The following is a 20,353-nucleotide window of genomic DNA, read 5'->3' on the forward strand; positions in this document are numbered from 1 at the left end:
TATATGCTTTTTTCCATTGCCTGACCGGCTGCGCTCCCCCGAGGTCTCCCGTGAAAACCGCTGTCGCTCCACTCGCCCACGAACTCCCTCCCACCGCCCTCGATGAGGTCGTCGCGCAACTGAACGAGGTCTACATCGAAAAAGGCACGCCGATGTTCATGCGCACGGTGCTGGCGCTGTTCTCCGGCGGTTTCGCCACCTTCGCCCTGCTCTACTGCGTGCAACCGATGATGCCGCTGCTGTCCCGGGAGTTTTCCATCAACGCCGCGCAGAGCAGCCTGATCCTCTCGGTCGCCACCGGCCTGCTGGCTGTCGGTCTGCTGGTCACCGGACCGATTTCCGACCGCATCGGCCGCAAGCCGGTGATGGTGGCCGCCCTGTTCGCCGCCGCGCTGTGCACCATTGCCAGCGCCCTGATGCCGAGCTGGCACGGCGTGCTGCTGATGCGCGCGCTGGTGGGGCTGTCCCTGAGCGGCCTGGCGGCGGTGGCGATGACTTACCTGAGCGAGGAGATCCATCCGCAGCACATCGGCCTGGCCATGGGCCTGTACATCGGCGGCAACGCCATTGGTGGCATGAGCGGCCGCCTGATCACCGGGGTGCTGATCGACTTCGTCAGCTGGCACACGGCGATGTTGGTGATCGGTGGCCTGGCGCTGATCGCCGCGGCGGTGTTCTGGAAAATCCTCCCCGAATCGCGCAACTTCCGCGCCCGCTCGCTGCACCCGCGCAGCCTGCTGGACGGCTTCACCATGCACTTTCGCGATGCCGGCCTGCCGCTGCTGTTCCTTGAAGCCTTCGTGCTGATGGGCGCGTTCGTCACGCTGTTCAACTACATCGGCTATCGCCTGCTGGCCGAGCCGTATCACATGGATCAGGCCTTCGTCGGCCTGCTGTCAGTGGTGTACCTGTCGGGGATCTACAGCTCGGCGAAAATCGGCGCCCTGGCCGACCGCCTGGGGCGACGCAAAATGCTCTGGGCCACCATTTCGCTGATGCTCGCCGGCCTCGCCCTGACCATGCTCAGCCCGTTGTCGGTGGTGATCATCGGCATGCTGATCTTCACGTTCGGCTTCTTTGGCGCCCATTCGGTCGCCAGCAGCTGGATCGGCCGGCGCGCCCTCAAGGCCAAGGGCCAGGCTTCATCGCTGTACCTGTTCAGCTATTACGCCGGATCGAGCATCGCCGGGACGGCGGGCGGGGTGTTCTGGCACATGGCCGGGTGGAACGGCATCGGCCTGTTCATCAGCGCCCTGCTGGTGGTGGCGCTGCTGGTGGCCTTGAAGCTGGCCAAGCTGCCGCCGCTGGCCACTCAGTAGCCGCTAAACCAACATGCCGGCGACCAGCCCCCGCGATCCATATGCGGGGTCCGGTCGCCGGCATGGGCGATATCTGTCGATCGGCTTACTTGACGATTTCTACCAGGTCGACGTCGATCTCGCGCTTCATCAACCCCTTCTCGACCTCACCGGTCAGCCTGACCTGGGTCTTCTCGTTGAACGCCACCGGCGGCAGGTCTTCGTCGTCGATCTCAACGGTGATGGTGCCGCTGGCATCCTTGAATTCGTACTTGTCGTCGTTGTTCAGTTTCTTGACCACATGGCCCTGCAACACCACCGGCGTATCGTCCGAGGCATCGTTGGCCGCCGCGACGGTGGTGACGGCCTGGGCGCCAGGACCGGTGTAGCCGACAGCCAGGGCGGCGGTGCTGAACAGCGGGGCGAGCAACAGAACGAGGTAACGGGTTTTCATGGCAGTGATCCAATGTGGGTTTCGATAAAGCCAGATTAACCAGCCAGGCTGAATTGAAACTTAATCCGCCGGCCCTTTCCTGAAGGCAAAAAAAGCCCGGCAAATGCCGGGCTTGCTTATCAGGCCGCGATCACTGGTGATACTGCGCCGACAGTTCGTGCACCGCGCGCAGGAAGGCGCCGGCGTGCTCCGGGTCGACTTCCGGGGTGATGCCGTGGCCGAGGTTGAACACATGGCCGCTGCCCTTGCCATAGCTGGCGAGGATGCGCCCGACTTCAGCACGGATCGCTTCCGGCTTGGCATAGAGCACGGTCGGATCCATGTTGCCTTGCAGGGCGACCTTGTTGCCGACCCGTTGCCGCGCTTCGCCGAGGTCGCAGGTCCAGTCCAGGCCCAGGGCGTCGGCACCGGCGTCGGCAATGCTTTCCAGCCACAGGCCGCCGTTCTTGGTGAACAGGATTACTGGCACCTTGCGCCCTTCGTGCTCGCGGATCAGGCCGCTGACGATCTTGCGCATATAGGCCAGGGAGAACTCCTGGTAGGCCGCCGCCGACAGGTTGCCGCCCCAGGTGTCGAAGATCTGCACCGCTTGCGCACCGGCCTTGATCTGGCCGTTGAGGTAGCTGGTGACCGACTGCGCCAGCTTGTCCAGCAGCAGGTGCATGGCTTGCGGGTTGTCGTAGAGCATCGCCTTGATCTTGCGGAAGTCCTTCGACGAGCCGCCCTCGACCATGTAGGTGGCCAGGGTCCAGGGGCTGCCGGAGAAGCCGATCAGCGGCACGCGGCCGTTGAGCTCGCGGCGGATGGTGCTGACCGCGTCCATCACGTAGCCCAGGTCCTTGTGCGGATCCGGGATCGGCAGGGCCTCGATATCGGCCAGGGTGCTGATGACCTTCTTGAAACGCGGGCCTTCGCCGGTTTCGAAGTACAGGCCCTGGCCCATGGCGTCGGGGATGGTCAGGATGTCGGAGAAAAGGATGGCCGCATCCAGCTGTGGATAACGGTCCAACGGTTGCACGGTGACTTCGCAGGCGAACTCCGGGTTCATGCACAGGCTCATGAAGTCACCGGCGTTGGCACGGCTGGCGCGGTATTCAGGCAGGTAGCGCCCAGCCTGACGCATCATCCACACCGGGGTGACGTCTACGGGTTGCTTGAGCAGGGCACGAAGGAAACGGTCGTTCTTCAGGGCAGTCATGTCGGCATCCGGAAAAAAAGTGCGGGCATTTTCTCAGAGCGCGACGCAAAAGGCACGGCGAGAGCCGTGCCTTTTATCTATCGGGTCAATTGGTCGCAGGGAGAGCAGCGCCAAGTTTCAAGCTGCAAGCCCCAAGCGCCGTGGCTTTGAGCTTGCAGCTAATAGCTTGAAGCTTGTCGCTGGCGTTGTCAGACGCCCAGGTAGTCGAGGATGCCTTCGGCGGCGTTACGGCCTTCGAAGATCGCCGTCACCACCAGGTCGGAACCGCGCACCATGTCGCCACCGGCGAAGATCTTCGGGTTGCTGGTCTGGTGCTTGTACTGGCCCTGCTCCGGCGCCACGACGCGGCCCTGGCTGTCGGTCTGGATGCTGAACTGCTCGAACCACGGCGCCGGGCTCGGGCGGAAACCGAACGCGATGACCACGGCATCGGCCGGGATGACCTCTTCGGAACCCGGGATCGGCTCGGGGCTGCGACGGCCACGGGCGTCCGGCTCGCCGAGACGGGTCTCGACCACCTTCACGCCTTCGACCTTGTCTTCGCCGACAATGGCGATCGGCTGGCGGTTGTAGAGGAACTTCACACCTTCTTCCTTGGCGTTCTTCACCTCTTTGCGCGAGCCCGGCATGTTCGCTTCGTCGCGACGATAGGCACAGGTCACCGCCTTGGCGCCCTGGCGGATCGACGTGCGGTTGCAGTCCATCGCCGTGTCGCCACCACCGAGGACCACGACCTTCTTGCCCTTCATGTCGACGAAATCTTCCGGCGACTTTTCAAAGCCCAGGTTGCGGTTGACGTTGGCGATCAGAAAATCCAGCGCATCGTGCACGCCCGGCAGGTCCTCACCGGCAAAGCCGCCCTTCATGTAGGTGTAGGTGCCCATGCCCATGAACACGGCATCGTATTCTTCGAGCAGTTGCTCCATGGTCACGTCCTTGCCCACCTCGGTGTTGAGGCGGAACTCGATGCCCATGCCGCTGAAGACTTCGCGACGATTGCTCAGCACGGTCTTTTCCAGCTTGAACTCGGGGATGCCGAAAGTCAGCAGGCCGCCGATTTCCGGGTTCTTGTCGAACACCACCGGGGTCACGCCGCCGCGTACCAGCACGTCGGCACAGCCCAGGCCCGCCGGGCCCGCGCCGATCACCGCGACACGCTTGCCGGTCGGCTTGACCTTGGACATGTCCGGACGCCAGCCCATGGCGAAGGCGGTGTCGGTGATGTACTTCTCCACCGAACCGATGGTCACCGCGCCGAAGCCGTCGTTGAGGGTGCAGGCACCCTCGCACAGGCGGTCCTGCGGGCACACCCGGCCGCAGACTTCCGGCAGGGTGTTGGTCTGGTGCGACAGCTCGGCGGCGGCGAGGATGTTGCCCTCGGCCACCAGCTTGAGCCAGTTGGGAATGAAGTTGTGCACCGGGCACTTCCATTCGCAGTACGGGTTACCGCAACCCAGGCAGCGGTGGGCCTGGTCGGCCGACTGCTGGGGTTTGAAGGGTTCGTAGATCTCCACGAACTCTTTCTTGCGTTGACGCAACAGTTTCTTCTTCGGATCCTTGCGCCCGACCTCGATGAACTGGAAGTCATTATTCAGACGTTCAGCCATAGTTAAAACCTCATCAAACTCTTCAGGCGCATATCACTGCGGGTTGGCACGGGTGCTGGAAAGCAACGATTTCAAGCTGGCAGCCTTCGGCTTGACCAACCAGAAACGACGCAGGTAGTCATCGAGGTTCTCGGCCAGGTTACGGCCCCACTCGCTACCGGTTTCCTCGACGTATTCGTCCAGCACGCGCTGCAGGTGGCTGCGATAGGCTTCCATCGCTTCGCCGCTGATCCGCTGGATTTCCACCAGCTCGTGGTTGACCCGGTCAACGAAGGTGTTGTCCTGGTCGAGCACGTAGGCGAAACCGCCGGTCATGCCTGAGCCGAAGTTGTAACCGGTCTTGCCCAGCACGCAGACGAAACCACCGGTCATGTATTCGCAGCAGTGATCGCCAGTGCCTTCCACCACGGTGTGGGCACCGGAGTTGCGCACGGCGAAACGCTCGCCCGCGGTGCCGGCGGCGAACAGCTTGCCGCCGGTGGCGCCGTACAGGCAGGTGTTGCCGATAATCGCGCTGTCCTGAGTCTTGTAGGCGCTGCCTTTCGGCGGAACGATCACCAGTTTGCCGCCGGTCATGCCCTTGCCCACGTAGTCGTTGGCGTCGCCTTCGAGGTAGAGGTTCAGGCCGCCGGCGTTCCACACGCCGAAGCTCTGACCGGCAGTGCCCTTGAAGCGGAAGGTGATCGGCGCCTTGGCCATGCCCTGGTTGCCGTGGACCTTGGCAATTTCACCGGAGATCCGCGCACCGATGGAACGATCGCAGTTGCAGATGTCGAGCGCGAACTCGGCACCGCTGAGGTCGTTGATCGCAGGCTTGGCCATGGCGACCATTTTCTCGGCCAGCAGGCCCTGGTCGAACGGCGGGTTGCGATCGACCTGGCAGAACTGCGGCTTGTCCGCCGGGATATGGTCGCTGCCCAGCAACGGGGTCAGGTCCAGGTGGTGCTGCTTGGCGGTCTGGCCTTCGAGGATTTCCAGCAGATCGGTGCGACCGATCAGCTCTTCCAGCGAGCGCACGCCCAGCTTGGCCAGCCACTCACGGGTTTCCTCGGCGACGTAGGTGAAGAAGTTCACCACCATCTCGACGGTACCGATGTAGTGGTCCTTGCGCAGCTTCTCATTCTGAGTCGCGACACCAGTGGCGCAGTTGTTCAGGTGGCAGATACGCAGGTACTTGCAACCCAGGGCGATCATCGGCGCGGTGCCGAAGCCGAAGCTTTCGGCGCCGAGGATTGCCGCCTTGATCACGTCAAGGCCGGTTTTCAGGCCGCCGTCGGTCTGCACCCGGACCTTGCCGCGCAAGTCGTTGCCGCGCAGGGTCTGGTGGGTTTCCGCCAGGCCCAGTTCCCACGGCGCACCGGCGTACTTGATCGAAGTCAGCGGCGAGGCGCCGGTGCCACCGTCGTAGCCGGAGATGGTGATCAGGTCGGCATAGGCCTTGGCCACGCCAGCGGCGATGGTGCCGACGCCGGCCTCCGCCACCAGTTTCACCGAGACCAGCGCCTGCGGATTGACCTGTTTCAGGTCGAAGATCAGCTGCGACAAGTCTTCGATGGAGTAGATGTCGTGGTGCGGCGGTGGCGAAATCAGGGTCACGCCGGGTACCGCGTAACGCAGCTTGGCGATCAGGCCGTTGACCTTGCCGCCAGGCAGCTGGCCGCCTTCACCGGGCTTGGCACCCTGGGCCACCTTGATCTGCAGCACTTCGGCGTTGACCAGGTATTCCGGGGTCACGCCGAAACGGCCGGTGGCCACCTGCTTGATCTTCGAGCTCTTGATGGTGCCGTAGCGCGCCGGGTCTTCGCCGCCTTCGCCGGAGTTGGAACGCGCGCCCAGGCGGTTCATGGCTTCGGCCAGGGCTTCGTGGGCTTCCGGCGACAACGCGCCCAGGGAAATACCGGCGGAGTCGAAACGCTTGAGGATCGATTCCAGCGGCTCGACTTCGCTGATGTCCATCGGCGTGTCCAGGGTCTTCACCTTGAACAGGTCGCGGATCATCGACACCGGGCGGTTATCCACCAGCGCGGTGTATTCCTTGAACTTGGCGTAGTCGCCCTGCTGCACGGCGGCTTGCAGGGTATTGACCACATCCGGGTTGTAGGCGTGGTATTCGCCACCGTGGACGAACTTCAGCAGGCCGCCTTGCTGGATCGGCTTGCGCGGGCTCCAGGCTTCGGCTGCCAGGGCTTTCTGCTCGGCTTCGATGTCGACGAAACGCGCGCCCTTGATGCGGCTCGGCACGCCACGGAAGCTCAGCTCGCAGACTTCCTCGGACAGGCCGATGGCCTCGAACAGCTGCGCACCGCGGTAGGACGCGATGGTCGAGATGCCCATCTTCGACAGGATCTTCAGCAGGCCCTTGGTGATGCCCTTGCGGTAGTTCTTGAACACCTCGTAGAGGTCGCCCAGCACTTCACCGGTACGGATCAGGTCGCCCAGCACTTCGTAGGCCAGGAACGGATAGACCGCCGAGGCACCGAAACCGATCAGCACCGCGAAGTGATGCGGATCGCGCGCGGTGGCGGTTTCCACCAGGATGTTGGAGTCGCAGCGCAGGCCCTTCTCGGTCAGGCGGTGGTGCACCGCGCCGGTGGCCAGGGAAGCGTGGATCGGCAGCTTGCCCGGGGCGATATGACGGTCGCTGAGCACGATCTGGGTGCGACCGGCGCGCACGGCTTCTTCGGCCTGGTCGGCCACGTTGCGGATCGCTGCTTCCAGGCCGAGGCTTTCCTCGTAGTTCAGGTCGATGACCTGACGCTCGAAGCCCGGACGGTCGAGGTTCATCAGCGAGCGCCACTTGGCGGGCGAGATCACTGGCGAGCTGAGGATCACGCGGGAAGCGTGCTCAGGCGATTCTTGGAAGATGTTGCGCTCGGCACCGAGGCAGATCTCCAGCGACATGACGATAGCTTCGCGCAGCGGGTCGATCGGCGGGTTGGTGACTTGGGCGAACTGCTGGCGGAAGTAGTCGTACGGCGTGCGCACACGCTGGGACAGCACGGCCATCGGCGTGTCGTCGCCCATGGAGCCGACCGCCTCGTAGCCTTGCTCGCCCAGAGGACGCAGCACCTGATCACGCTCCTCGAAGGTGACCTGGTACATCTTCATGTACTGCTTGAGCTGGTCGACGTCGTAGAACGCCGAACCGTGGTCATTGTCTTCCATGGTCGCCTGGATGCGCAGGGCATTCTTGCGCAGCCATTGCTTGTACGGATGACGGGACTTCAGGCGGTTGTCGATGGCGTCGGTGTCGAGGATCTGCCCGGTTTCGGCGTCCACGGCGAAGATCTGGCCCGGGCCGACCCGGCCCTTGGCGATCACGTCTTCGGGCTGGTAGTTCCAGACGCCGATTTCCGAAGCCAGGGTGATGAAACCGTTCTTGGTGGTGACCCAGCGCGCCGGGCGCAGGCCGTTACGGTCGAGCAGGCAGACGGCGTAGCGGCCGTCGGTCATGACCACGCCCGCGGGGCCGTCCCACGGTTCCATGTGCATGGAGTTGTATTCGTAGAACGCGCGCAGGTCGGCGTCCATGGTCTCGACGTTCTGCCACGCTGGCGGAATGATCATCCGCACGCCACGGAACAGGTCGATGCCACCGGTGACCATCAGCTCCAGCATGTTGTCCATGCTCGAGGAGTCGGAACCCACGCGGTTGACCAGCGGGCCGAGTTCTTCCAGATCCATCAGGTCATTGGTGAACTTGGTGCGCCGGGCCTGGGCCCAGTTGCGGTTGCCGGTGATGGTGTTGATCTCGCCGTTGTGGGCGAGGAAGCGGAACGGCTGCGCCAGCGGCCATTTCGGCAGGGTGTTGGTGGAGAAGCGCTGGTGGAACACGCAGATCGCGGTCTGCAGGCGCGGGTCACCCAGGTCCGGATAGAAGGCGGCCAGGTCGGCCGGCATCATCAGGCCTTTATAGATGATGGTCTTGTGGGAAAAGCTGCAGATGTAGTGGTCGGTATCGGCGGCGTTGGCCACCGACGAGCGACGACGGGCGCTGAACAACTTGACCGCCATGTCCTGGTCGCTCAGGCCTTCACCGCCGATGTAGATCTGTTCGATCTGCGGCAGGCGCTCCAGGGCCAGGCGGCCGAGAACGCTGGTATCGATCGGCACTTTGCGCCAGCCGATCAGTTGCAGGCCTTCGGCCAGGATCTCGCGGTTCATGTTCTCGCGAGCGGCTTCGGCCTTGGCCGGATCCTGGTTGAAGAAGACCATGCCCACGGCATATTGCTTGGGCAATTCGACACTGAAGGTTTCCTGGGCAATGGCTCGCAGGAACGCGTCAGGCTTCTGAATCAGCAGACCGCAACCGTCGCCGGTCTTGCCGTCCGCGTTGATCCCACCGCGGTGGGTCATGCAGGTCAGGGCCTCGATGGCCGTTTGCAAAAGGGTATGACTGGGTTCGCCCTGCATATGGGCTATCAGGCCGAAACCGCAGTTATCCTTGAATTCATCTGGTTGGTACAGACCTGCTTTCATAGACACTTTCTCACCAGGCTGCCTCTTATCGAGACAAATTTCTTTTCAATTCAACCAGTTACCATCCACGCCGAACGTACGCCGGCTTTGCGGGGGCAAAAGGGAGGTCATTGTACACACCGACACAGACGCTCACAAATTTGGCGACGAAATGTCGCAAATCTATGTCGCATTTATGAAAGGTTTAAAGCGATATGCTGTGCTAGTCAAAACTTTTTTAGTTCGGACCGCGACGACTCAAAAGCTACTGTGACGCAGACACCACAAGGCACGCGGCCTTGAAGGCAGCATGCGCATGCGGATTTTTTTGAGGTGCTGGGAGAGGCGGCCTGGGTAAGGCCGCCGAATCTTCAGCGAGTTGCTGCCAGTTCCTGTTGGACGCTGGCGACAGTGCGAGGCCAAGGTTTACCAGCCTGAACCTTCGCTGGCAAGGCCTTGATAGCGGTAACGGCTGCATCACGGCTGCTGAAGCTGCCGTAAGTGATCACATACAGCGGTTTGCCGTTGAGGACTTTCTTGAAATAACGGTACTGGGCGCCCTGTTCCTTGACGAAGTTCTGCGCGGTGGCTTCGGAACTGGTGCCAAGGATCTGCACGACGTAGTTGCCTGGCGCCTGGCCGGCGTACCAGCTACCGCCAGTAGCGGCCTTGGCCACGGTGACAGGCTTCTCGGCTGGCTTGGCGGCCGGTGCGGCCGGTTTGCTGACTGGAGCAGGAGCAGGCTTGACCACCGGAGCCGGCTTGGCGGCAGCGACCTGGGTCGGCGCCGGGGTCGGACGAACTTCAGGCGTCGGCGCCGGACCGGCCGGCACGCCGGCTGGCGGTGCAATGGTGGTCACGGTCGGTGGCGTGGCGCTGGAGCCTTCCACCGGCACGCCATCGTCACCCTCGGTGATCCCGCCTGCGGCTTCGGCCAGAGGACCGCGCATCACCGGTTGCGACTGGCCGACCAATGGCAGCGGCATGGGCTGGGAAGAGCCGTTGAACTCGACAGCCGGGCTGCCATTGCTGTTCGGTTGCGGTGTCTGGCCCAGCGGCAGCTGCGCCTGTTCGTTGGCTGGCGCACCAGCAGTGCTTGGTGCCTTGCTGCGACCCGGCATCAGCCAGGCAGCGGCAACGGCTACCACTACGACTGCGGATATCGCCAATACGTGTTTCTTCGGCATATTGAACCCCATACTTGGACGCTTGACCGCTGAGCGGCTGGCAATCATGGCTTCGATCATTGCATCCCGGGCGACCTGGTTGATGTTGCCAGGCCAGCCATCGGAGCCTTCGTGAATATCACTGATCTGATCCGCGGAGAAAAGTTCGATACCGCGCCCTGCGCCTTCGAGACGCTGCGCCAGGTATTCACGGGTTTCTTCTTCGGTGTAGGGCTGCAGTTCGATGACATGGAAGCGCTCTTCTTCCGCGCTCAGCAGCTCCAGGCCGGCAATCAGCGACGACTCGCCGAACAGGAACACATGCGGACGACCTTCCGGCGCACCGGCGGCGAGCGCCAGCAGCGCCTCGAGCGCCGATTCGTCGAGCTGCTCGGCGTCATCCACCAGCAGATAGACTTCCTGGCCGGTCAGCGCCAGCTGCACCACTTGCGCCAGGATCGGGCCGATCTCGGCCTGCTCGACGTTCAGCGCCTGGGCCACCTGGCGCAGCACGCCTGCCGCATCGCCGGCACCACGGGCGGAAACCACCACGCTCTGTACCGATTGCTTGTTGGTGCTGGCGACCAGCGCCTGGCGCAGCAGCGTCTTGCCGCTGCCCTGCGGGCCGGTCACGACCAGCAGCAGTTGGCTGTAGCGCGCCAGATGGTGCAACTGCCCCAGCACCGGCTTGCGCTGGGCGGGGAAAAACTTGAAGCCAGGCACCCGTGGAGCAAAAGGGTCATGGCTCAACTGATAGTGGCCGAGGAAAGCCTCGTCGGCATGCAAACTAGTCATGGGGATCTTATTAACCTTTAAGCTGAGCCAGGGCGCGGTAATCCGCTCCCAGCGTGGCCTGTAAAACCTCTTTCGGATAATCGTCGGTCACTACGGCTTCGCCCATGCGGCGCAACAGCACCAGACGCAAACGACCATCGATCACTTTCTTGTCAATTGCCATGTGTTCGAGAAAATCCGCTTCGGTCATTTCCTCGGGCGGAATGACCGGCAAGCCCGCGCGCTGGAACAGGCGAATACCGCGGTCACGCTCCTCGGCGGTGATCCAGCCGAGGCGTGCGGACATCTCCAGCGCCATTACGGTGCCAGCAGCGACCGCTTCACCATGCAGCCAGACACCATAGCCCATGTGGGTTTCGATGGCGTGGCCGAAGGTATGCCCCAGGTTCAGCGTGGCGCGCACGCCGGACTCACGCTCGTCGGCACCGACCACGGCCGCCTTGGCCGCGCAGGAGCGTTCGATGGCATAGGTCAGCGCCTGCTGGTCGAGGGCTCGCAAGCGGTCGACGTTGTCTTCGAGCCAGGTCAGGAAGGGCTCGTCGCAGATCAGACCGTACTTGATGACTTCCGCCAGGCCAGCCGACAGCTCGCGGGCCGGCAGGGTATTGAGCGAGGCGGTATCGATCAGCACCACGTTCGGCTGATAGAAGGCGCCGACCATGTTCTTGCCCAGCGGATGGTTGATACCGGTCTTGCCGCCCACCGACGAATCGACCTGGGACAGCAAGGTGGTAGGAATCTGGATGAAATCGACGCCGCGCTGGTAGCAGGCAGCGGCAAAGCCGGCCATGTCGCCGATCACCCCGCCGCCGAGGGCGATGATCGTGGTGCGGCGGTCGTGCCGTGCGGTCAGCAGGCCATCGAAAATAAGCTGCAGGGTTTCCCAGTTCTTGAATGCTTCGCCGTCGGGCAGAACCACCGAGATCACCGAGAACTGCGCAAGGCTGCGTTTCAGACGCTCAAGGTACAGCGGCGCTACGGTTTCATTGGAAACGATCGCCACTTGCCGCCCGGCGATGTGCGGAGCCAGCAACTCGGGCCGGTCCAACAAACCTTCGCCAATATGAATCGGGTAGCTGCGCTCGCCTAGATCGACCTTAAGTGTCTGCATGTGTCCCCACAGTGAAATGGAAGCTGGTGTCCTGCCTTACATTAACGACGGGCATCACCTGGTTTTCTGACGCCGCGCAATAGCCATGCGCCACAACCGCAAGCGATCACGGCAAGGCGCCGAGGATAGCGCATTTCACGCTGCGCATTAACGGGGAGGCAGTTGCTGCAGGCGGTCCAGTATGTCCAGCACCACCATGCGCGGTGGCCGCTCATCGGTTTCAACCACCAGGTCGGCGATTTCCCGATAAAGCGGATCGCGAATCGCCAACAGGTCCCGCAGGGTCTTCGCCGGATCGGCCGTGCGCAGCAGCGGTCGATTGCGATCCCGGGCGGTACGACCGACCTGCTGCTCCACCGAGGCATGCAGATAGACCACACGCCCCCCGGCATGCAGCGCCAGGCGATTGGCTTCACGCATCACCGCGCCGCCGCCGGTCGCCAGGACCACGCCATCGGCGGAGCACAGCTCGGCGATCATGGCCTGTTCCCGATCACGAAAGCCCGGTTCGCCTTCCTTATCGAAGATCCACGGGATATTGGCGCCCGTGCGCAACTCAATTTCCTTATCGGAATCTTTGAATGGCAGGCGCAGCTCTTTGGCCAGCAAGCGACCAATGGTGCTTTTGCCAGCCCCCATTGGCCCAACAAGAATCAAATTTCGCACAGAATCAACGACTCACAGCAATCGCCTGGTTGTTCATGATACGCGGAGTGAGAAATACCAGCAGCTCGGATTTTTTCTCCGACACCACGTCACGCCTGAAAAGGCGGCCAAGATACGGCACATCGCCTAGAAATGGCACCTTATCTACAACCTTGCTTTGCGTATTGGAGAAAACCCCACCGATAACGATGGTTTCTCCGTCGTTGATCAGGACCTTGGCGTTGACCTCGTTCTTCTTGATCGGCGGCACGTCCTGGACCTTGTTCAGGTAGTCCGGCTCGTCCTTGGTGACCTTGACCTCCATGATGATGCGGTTATCCGGGGTGATCTGCGGCGTCACCTCCAGGGACAGCGAAGCCTCCTTGAACGACACCGAAGTCGCCCCGCTGGAGGCGGCTTCCTGATAGGGGATTTCCGTACCCTTGAGGATCTTCGCCGTCTCCTTGTCGGAGGTGACCACCTTGGGCTGGGAGACGATTTCACCGTTACCGGTCTTTTCCATGGCTGTCAGCTCAAGGTCCAGCAACACGTTGTCGGTGATGAAGGCGATACCCAGGCCGGAGGTATTGGCGGTGGTGCCCAGGTCGACGAACGGTGAGTTGCTGCTGGTACTGCCTGGCGTGCCTATGGTGGAAGAGGCGTTGGTGCCGTTGCTAACCCCCGAGGCATTCCAGTTGCCCTGGTTCTGGATCGAGCCACCCCAGCGCACGCCCAGGCTTTTGTCGTAGTCGACGTTGGCCTCGACGATCCGCGCCTCGATCATCACCTGGCGCACCGGGATATCCAGCTGGCTGACAATCCGCCGCAGCTCGTCCAGGCGCTCCCGGGTCTGGTAGGCAATGATGTTGTTGGTCCGCTCATCGACCGTGATCGAACCACGCTCGTCAGACTTGTCCTCAGCGCGGGTGACCGACTGGAACAGCTTGGCGATCTCCGCCGCCTTGGCATAGTTGACCTGCAGCAGTTCACGCCGCAGCGGCTCGAGATCGGCGATCTGCTTCTGCGACTCCAGCTCCTGGCGTTCGCGGGCCGCGATTTCATCGGCTGGCGCCACCAGCAACACATTGCCCACCTTGCGCTTGTCCAGCCCCTTGGTCTTGAGCACCAGATCGAGAGCCTGGTCCCACGGCACATTCTGCAGGCGCAAGGTAATGCCGCCCTGCACCGTATCGCTGGCCACCAGATTGAGGTTGGTGAAGTCGGCGATCAGTTGCAGCACCGAGCGGACCTCGATGTCCTGGAAGTTCAGCGAGAGCTTTTCGCCGTTATAGGCCGAGCGCTCGGTGTTGCGTTTCTGCAGATCGCCCGAAGTCTTCGGCCTGACACTTACCGTGAGCTTGTTGTCCGTCTGGTAGGTCGAGTAATCGAAGGTGCCGCCGGGCTCGATGGTGACGATGGCCTTGCCGGACTCCGCCCGGGCGCTGACGAATTGCACGGGAGTGGCGAAGTCCTTGACGTCCAGCCTGACCCGCAGGGGTTCTGGCAGACGGGCCTTGGCGAAGGTAAGGACGAGCTTGCCGTCGCGTTCCTGGATATCCGGGCTCATTCCCGAGTCGGAGAGGTCGATCAGTACATTGCCTTCACCCTGCTCGCCGCGCTGGAAATCCACACTGCGAATCGACCGCCCCGCCGAAGCCGTGGCCTTGGCCCGCCCGGACGCGACAGCCGGCTGCCCCGGTGCACTCTGCGCCACCGTCGCCCCCTGGCCGATCACCACAAACAGCTGATTGCCGGCGACTCGAGTGCTGTAGGGCGCCAGCGCGACCAGATTGACCACCACCCGGGTACGCGGCCCCGATTCGACCACCGTCACGCTGCGCGCATTGCCATTGCCCAGATCGCGGCTCTTGTTCGCCAGCTGGCTGACGACACCCGGCAGATCGAGGGCGATCCGCGCCGGCTGGTCGGTGGTATAACCCCGCGGCTCGGGCACCGGCCCATCGAAGGTGAGTTTCAACTCCAGGCGATCCCCCGGCAGCGCCGCGACATCCAGGGCCTTGAGGCTGGCCGCCATGGCCATCGGTGAAAGCAGCGCCATCCATAGCGCAATACCGAAGGCTGAAAAGATCCTGTTCATGATGCGAGTTCCACTATGAGTGTTCTTTTAATGGAATGGTCCGTGGTCGCTCCAGCCACGCTCCCGCTCCATCGGGAACAATCTCGACCACGTCGACCTGTGAATCGCTGATCGCGACAATCCGCCCATCGTTACGCCCCAGGTAGTCGCCGACCTTCAGCCGATGCACACCACCGGCACCGCGCAACAACGCAAAGACGCCAGAGGCATTGGAAAGGGTGCCCACCATCTCGAACTGCTCGATGCTGAAGCCCTCGAGATACTGCTTGCTGCGGCTCGGATCCGGCCTGACCGCGGGCGAGCCTGCCCGGCGTGCCGCCAGGTCCACCCGAACCGCAGGCTGAAACGGGCTGCGCAAGGGTGCGGCGTTGTAGGTGAACGTTGGGTAAGACCCGAATGCCGGAATTGGTTCAATCTCTCCGGGCGGCCGTAGCCGCACCTCGTTCATGTAGGCATCCAGATCGCTGAAGTCGTCATTGCCGCCACAACCGGCCAGCCCGACAAATGCCAGCACGAGCAACAAGCCGCGAACGCGCTTCATGGACGGGGCACCTTGTAGCGGTAAGTCCTGGCCAGAATGTTCATGCGCAGCTTCGAGCCGACTTCCGGCGTGACCGGTTTGATCTCGAAATCATGCAGGGTGACGATTCGCGGCAAGCCGGCCACGCCGCTGACGAAAGTTGCCAGCTCGTGGTACCCACCGGTGACCGTGATCTGGATCGGCAATTCTACATAGAACGGCTGGACCACCTCAGGCAACAGCTTGATCTCTTCGAACTCCAGCCCGCTGCCAAGCCCGGTGCGACTGATATCTTCCAACAGCCCCGGCACTTCGGTATCGCTGGGAAGCTGGCGCAGCATGAGGTCAAAGGCGGTTTCCATGGCCTTCATCTGTTCGGTGTAAGGCCCCAGGTTGGCCACCAGGCGCGCCTTGCTGGCGAACTGCTGTTTCAGCACGGCCTCGTCCGCCCGGCGCTGGTCGAGTTGCAGCAACAGATCCTTGAGGTACAGGTTGTAACCAAGGGCCAGCACCAGCAGCATGACCAGCGCCGAGACCACGCCTTTGACCAGCGCGGGCCAGCCCCCCATGTTGCTCATGTCCAGCTCGCCGAGATCGATCCGGCGCATCTGCGCCCACCCGCCGGAAAGGCTCATTGCCCACCCTCGCCCATGGCGGGCCGGGTCTGATGGACGGTCAGCTGAAACACATTGGCCTGGTCGGCGTTGTCCGCCCCGGCGGCCTTGACCTCCGTCAGGCTCGGCGCGTCGAACCAGTCGGAGGCGTCCAGATTGCGCATCAGGTCCGAAACACGATGGTTCGATTCGGCCGCCCCGGTGATGGAGAGGGTCTGCCCGCTCATCCTGACATCGGTGAAATACACCCCGTCCGGCAGGGTGCGGGCCAACTGGTCGAATACCCGCGCGCTGGTGGAGCGATTGCCTTGCAGGTCCTGGATGATCTTCATCCGTTCCACCAACTGCTCGCGATGCAGCTTCAGCTCGCCGATCTTGGCGATCCGCTGATCGAGCAAGGTTATTTGAGCGCCTACATGATTGTTGCGCGCCAGCTGCCTGTCGATCGCCCGGTCGATGATCCTGTCGCCCGCGAACAGCGCACCCAGGGCCACCGCCGCAGCCGCTGCCAGGCCCAGGAGAAAGTGGCGACGCCGTTGTTCACGCCGCGCCTCACGCCAGGGAAGAAGATTGATCCGCGCCATCAGTCAAAACTCCGCAAGGCCAGCCCACAGGCGATCATCAAGGATGGAGCCTCGCTGGCCAGGGCCGCGGCGTCGACCTTGCCGCCGATGCTCATGCCAGCGAAGGGGTTGGCGATCAGCACAGGCAAGCCCAGGCGCTGCTCGATCAACGGCGCAAGTCCCGGAACCGAGGCGCTGCCACCCGCCAACAGGATAGAGTCGACCTGGCGCTGCGGGCCGGAGGCCTGGAAAAACTGCAACGAGCGCGAAACCTGCTGCGCCACCGCCTCCTGAAAGGGTTGCAGCACCTCACTGGCGTAATCGTCCGGCAGGCCGCCCTGCTTTTTCGCCAGGCCGGCCTCTTCTTTCGACAGCCCGTAACGACGCTGGATGTGCTCGGTCAGTTGGTGCCCACCAAACAACTGCTCGCGGGAATAGATGATCTGCCCTTCATGCACAACGCTCAGGGTGGTCAGGGTGGCTCCGATATCGACCAGCGCCACAGTCCGGGCAACCGACGCCCCGGCCGCCAGGGCGAACGAGCGCTCCAGCGCGCAGACCTCCAGGTCCACCACCCGCGCCGTCAGCCCGGCGAGCTCCAGCGCCGCCTCGCGAACTTCGATGTGTTCCTTGCGACAAGCCGCCAACAGCACATCGACGCGTTCGGGATTGCGCGCCGAATAGCCGAGGACGTCGAAATCGATGGCGGCCTCATCCAGCGGATAGGGGATGTACTGGTCGGCGTCGACCTTGAGCTGGCTCTCCCGATCGTCATCGCAAAGCCCGGCCTCCATCTCGATGACCTTGCTGATCACCGCCGAGCCGGCCATCGCCAGCGCCGCGTGCTTCGCTCCCGGCCGGGCCCTGGCCAGCAGGCGAGACAAGGCATGCCCCACCCCTTCGGGCTCGACGATGTTTTTTTCGACCACGGCGTTGGCCGGCAACGGCTCCACCCCATAGGCCTCGACCCGAAAACGGCCGCCGACCCGGCTCAATTCAAGAAGCTTGACCGAGGTGGAGCTGATATCGATCCCCAGAAGGGAACTCGCCTTTTTACTGAAGAGTCCTAGCACTACCAATTCCCTATGACTATCCGTGACTTACGGACTCTGGAATGTCCATTGCGTTCAATCACCCCGTCTTGACAGACGGGCAAATGACGCCCTCTACGGAAAAATGCTTATAATGCCCAGCGATTTTTCCGCGATTTATCTGCTGCGTGAGCCGATTCCTGACTGTGAATACCTGACGCCTAATTCATTCCTTTCTCTGGAAATCCAAAAGCCTTGATTCGTCTGCTGAAGTTTTTCGGGTGGTCCATCGTCGCTGTGTTCTGCGGGCTGCTCCTCGCTCTCTCCGGCGCGTTTCTCTATCTTAGTCCTGGGTTACCGTCGGTAGAGGCGCTCAGAAGTATCCAGTTGCAGATTCCCCTGCGGGTGTACAGCAGCGACGGCAAGTTGATCGCAGAATTCGGTGAAATGCGCCGCATTCCGATCCGTTTCGCCGACATTCCCCCCAACTTCATTAATGCGTTACTAAGTGCTGAAGACGACAATTTCGCCAACCACTACGGCGTCGATCCCAGCAGCCTGATGCGCGCCGCGACCCAACTGATCAAGAGCGGGCACATCCAGTCCGGCGGCAGCACCATCACCATGCAGGTGGCGAAGAACTTCTTCCTGAGCAGCGAACGCAGCTTCTCGCGCAAGACCACCGAGATCCTCCTGGCCCTGCAAATCGAGCGCCAACTGACCAAGGACGAGATCCTCGAGCTGTACGTCAACAAGATCTACCTGGGTAACCGCGCCTACGGCATCGAAGCCGCCGCGCAGGTGTACTACGGCAAGTCGATTCGCGATGTCAGCCTGGCGCAGATGGCCATGATCGCCGGCCTGCCCAAGGCACCGTCGCGCTTCAACCCGCTGGCCAACCCGGCGCGCAGCAAGGAGCGCCGCGACTGGATCCTGGGGCGCATGTACAAGCTCGGCAAGATCAGCGAGGCCGATTACCAGGCCGCCGTGGCCGAGCCGCTGAACGCCAGCTACCACGTACCGACGCCGGAAGTGAACGCACCGTACGTCGCCGAGATGGCCCGCGCCGAGATGGTCGGTCGTTATGGCAGCGATGCCTACACCGAAGGTTTCCGCGTCACCACCACGGTACCGAGCGACCTGCAGGAACTGGCCAACACCGCCGTCCATGAAGGCCTGATCACCTACGACCAGCGCCATGGCTATCGCGGCCCCGAATCGCGCCTGCCCGGCAAGACCCACGCCGCCTGGGCCCAGGAACTGACCAAGCAACGCAGCATCAGCGGCCTGGAGCCGGCGATCGTCACCCAGGTCGACAAGAACGGCCTGCAGGTACTGACCCGCACCGGCGAAGAGCACGTGGGCTGGGACAGCATGAAATGGGCGCGTCCGTTCCTGAACACCAACAGCATGGGCCCAGCGCCCAAGCAGCCGAGCGATGTCGCCCAGGTCGGCGACCTGATTCGCGTGCAGCGCCAGGCGGACAACTCGCTCAAGTTCCGCCAGATCCCGGTCGTTCAGGGCGCGCTGGTGTCCCTCGACCCGCAAAACGGCGCCATTCGCTCGCTGGTGGGCGGTTTCGCCTTCGAGCAGAGCAACTACAACCGGGCACTGCAGGCCAAGCGCCAACCCGGCTCCAGCTTCAAGCCGTTCGTCTATAGCGCCGCGCTGGACAATGGCTACACCGCCGCCAGCCTGGTGAACGATGCACCGATCGTCTTTGTCGACGAGTACCTGGACAAGGTCTGGCGCCCGAAAAACGACACCAACACCTTCCTCGGCCCGATCCGCATGCGCGAGGCGCTGTACAAGTCGCGTAACCTGGTTTCGATCCGCCTCCTGCAAAGCCTGGGCGTGGACCGCACCATCGACTACATCAGCAAGTTCGGCTTCAACAAACAGGACCTGCCGCGCAACCTGTCGCTGGCCCTGGGCACCGCGACCCTGACCCCGATGGAAATCGCCACCGGCTGGAGCGTTTTCGCCAACGGCGGCTACAAGGTCACGCCATACATCATCGACAAGATCGAAAGCCGTAATGGCGAAACCCTGTTCACCGCCAACCCGCCGAGCGTACCGACTGGCGACACGGCCAGCAGCGGGATCGCGGCACCGACAGAACAGAGCTTCACGGTGAACAACGTCCCGGGCGAAACCCCGAGCCAGGCTCCTGTACAGGCGCCGGCGGTGGCCGAACGCATCATCGACGGGCGTACCACCTACATCCTCAACAGCATGCTGGAAGACGTGATCAAGCTCGGCACCGGGCGACGCGCCCTGGCCCTGGGCCGCACCGACCTGGCCGGCAAGACCGGGACCACCAACGAATCCAAGGACGCCTGGTTCTCCGGCTACAACGCCGACTACGTGACCACGGTCTGGACCGGTTTCGACCAGCCGGAAAGCCTGGGCCGCCGCGAATACGGCGGCACCGTGGCCCTGCCGATCTGGATGAACTACATGGGCGCCGCCCTCAAGGACAAGCCGGCCCATACCCAGGCCGAGCCGGAAGGCATTCTCAGCCTGCGGGTCGATCCGGTCAGCGGCCGCGCCGCGACACCGGGCACGCCGAACGCCTACTTCGAACTGTTCAAGAGCGAAGACACACCGCCTTCGGTCAACGAACTGGGCAATGGCTACGCCCCTGGCAGCCCGCTGCCGGCGGACGAGTCGGCGCCGATCGACCTGTTCTAAAGAGCAGCTACAAGCTGCGAGCTTCAAGCTGCAAGGAGGAGCGACACTGCCTCCTCTTGCAGCTTGAGGCTTGAAACTTCCCCATAAAAAAACCCGGCTCG

14 protein-coding genes are annotated in these 20,353 nt (G+C 62.8%); 2 read left to right on the forward strand and 12 right to left on the reverse strand.

Features of this window, described 5'->3' with window-relative positions:
- The first annotated feature begins 50 nt into the window (after positions 1-50).
- A complete protein-coding gene (locus PVZ80_RS16555; protein ID WP_016704450.1) occupies positions 51-1,319 on the forward strand; it encodes an MFS transporter in 1,269 nt (422 codons plus the stop codon).
- 85 nt (positions 1,320-1,404) lie between these two features.
- Here PVZ80_RS16555 and PVZ80_RS16560 read toward each other — a convergent pair whose 3' ends face one another.
- From PVZ80_RS16560 to PVZ80_RS16615, 12 genes are all read right to left on the reverse strand, one after another.
- Entirely contained in the window at positions 1,405-1,752 is a 348-nt protein-coding gene (locus tag PVZ80_RS16560) for a YgiW/YdeI family stress tolerance OB fold protein (RefSeq protein ID WP_009046606.1), read from the reverse strand.
- 130 nt (positions 1,753-1,882) lie between these two features.
- Positions 1,883-2,950, reverse strand: a complete 1,068-nt coding sequence (hemE, locus tag PVZ80_RS16565) for a uroporphyrinogen decarboxylase (RefSeq protein ID WP_273864217.1) — start codon at positions 2,948-2,950, stop codon at positions 1,883-1,885.
- Between the two features lie 188 nt (positions 2,951-3,138).
- The gene (locus PVZ80_RS16570) at positions 3,139-4,557 is read right to left on the reverse strand and encodes an FAD-dependent oxidoreductase (RefSeq protein ID WP_007925837.1); all 1,419 of its coding nucleotides are present in this window, start codon (positions 4,555-4,557) and stop codon (positions 3,139-3,141) included.
- Between the two features lie 33 nt (positions 4,558-4,590).
- Positions 4,591-9,036, reverse strand: a complete 4,446-nt coding sequence (gene gltB / locus PVZ80_RS16575; protein WP_273864218.1) for a glutamate synthase large subunit — start codon at positions 9,034-9,036, stop codon at positions 4,591-4,593.
- 350 nt (positions 9,037-9,386) lie between these two features.
- Positions 9,387-10,976 (reverse strand): SPOR domain-containing protein, encoded by a 1,590-nt coding sequence (locus PVZ80_RS16580; protein ID WP_016704448.1) that lies wholly within the window; start codon positions 10,974-10,976, stop codon positions 9,387-9,389.
- Positions 10,977-10,986: 10 nt separating this feature from the next.
- Positions 10,987-12,087 carry a 3-dehydroquinate synthase gene (aroB, locus tag PVZ80_RS16585; RefSeq protein ID WP_016704447.1) on the reverse strand — a complete coding sequence of 367 codons (1,101 nt, stop codon included), beginning with the start codon at positions 12,085-12,087 and terminating at the stop codon, positions 10,987-10,989.
- A gap of 147 nt (positions 12,088-12,234) precedes the next feature.
- Positions 12,235-12,753, reverse strand: a complete 519-nt coding sequence (gene aroK, locus PVZ80_RS16590) for a shikimate kinase AroK (protein ID WP_009041824.1) — start codon at positions 12,751-12,753, stop codon at positions 12,235-12,237.
- A gap of 4 nt (positions 12,754-12,757) precedes the next feature.
- Positions 12,758-14,830 (reverse strand): type IV pilus secretin PilQ, encoded by a 2,073-nt coding sequence (gene pilQ, locus PVZ80_RS16595; RefSeq protein WP_273864219.1) that lies wholly within the window; start codon positions 14,828-14,830, stop codon positions 12,758-12,760.
- 13 nt (positions 14,831-14,843) lie between these two features.
- Positions 14,844-15,371, reverse strand: a complete 528-nt coding sequence (locus PVZ80_RS16600; RefSeq protein WP_041985501.1) for a pilus assembly protein PilP — start codon at positions 15,369-15,371, stop codon at positions 14,844-14,846.
- Positions 15,368-15,985, reverse strand: a complete 618-nt coding sequence (locus PVZ80_RS16605) for a type 4a pilus biogenesis protein PilO (protein WP_009046599.1) — start codon at positions 15,983-15,985, stop codon at positions 15,368-15,370. The genes PVZ80_RS16600 and PVZ80_RS16605 overlap by 4 nt, the downstream gene beginning before the upstream one ends.
- Positions 15,982-16,548 carry a PilN domain-containing protein gene (locus tag PVZ80_RS16610; RefSeq protein ID WP_009046598.1) on the reverse strand — a complete coding sequence of 189 codons (567 nt, stop codon included), beginning with the start codon at positions 16,546-16,548 and terminating at the stop codon, positions 15,982-15,984. Before PVZ80_RS16610 ends, PVZ80_RS16605 begins: the two co-directional genes overlap by 4 nt.
- Positions 16,548-17,600, reverse strand: a complete 1,053-nt coding sequence (locus tag PVZ80_RS16615) for a pilus assembly protein PilM (protein WP_257371452.1) — start codon at positions 17,598-17,600, stop codon at positions 16,548-16,550. The genes PVZ80_RS16610 and PVZ80_RS16615 overlap by 1 nt, the downstream gene beginning before the upstream one ends.
- A gap of 216 nt (positions 17,601-17,816) precedes the next feature.
- Between PVZ80_RS16615 and PVZ80_RS16620 the strand changes: the two genes are divergently transcribed.
- The gene (locus PVZ80_RS16620) at positions 17,817-20,252 is read left to right on the forward strand and encodes a penicillin-binding protein 1A (protein WP_273864239.1); all 2,436 of its coding nucleotides are present in this window, start codon (positions 17,817-17,819) and stop codon (positions 20,250-20,252) included.
- Positions 20,253-20,353 lie beyond the last annotated feature (101 nt).

It is taken from the genome of Pseudomonas sp. B3G-3 (assembly GCF_028640915.1).
Lineage (GTDB): Bacteria > Pseudomonadota > Gammaproteobacteria > Pseudomonadales > Pseudomonadaceae > Aquipseudomonas > Aquipseudomonas chlororaphis_I.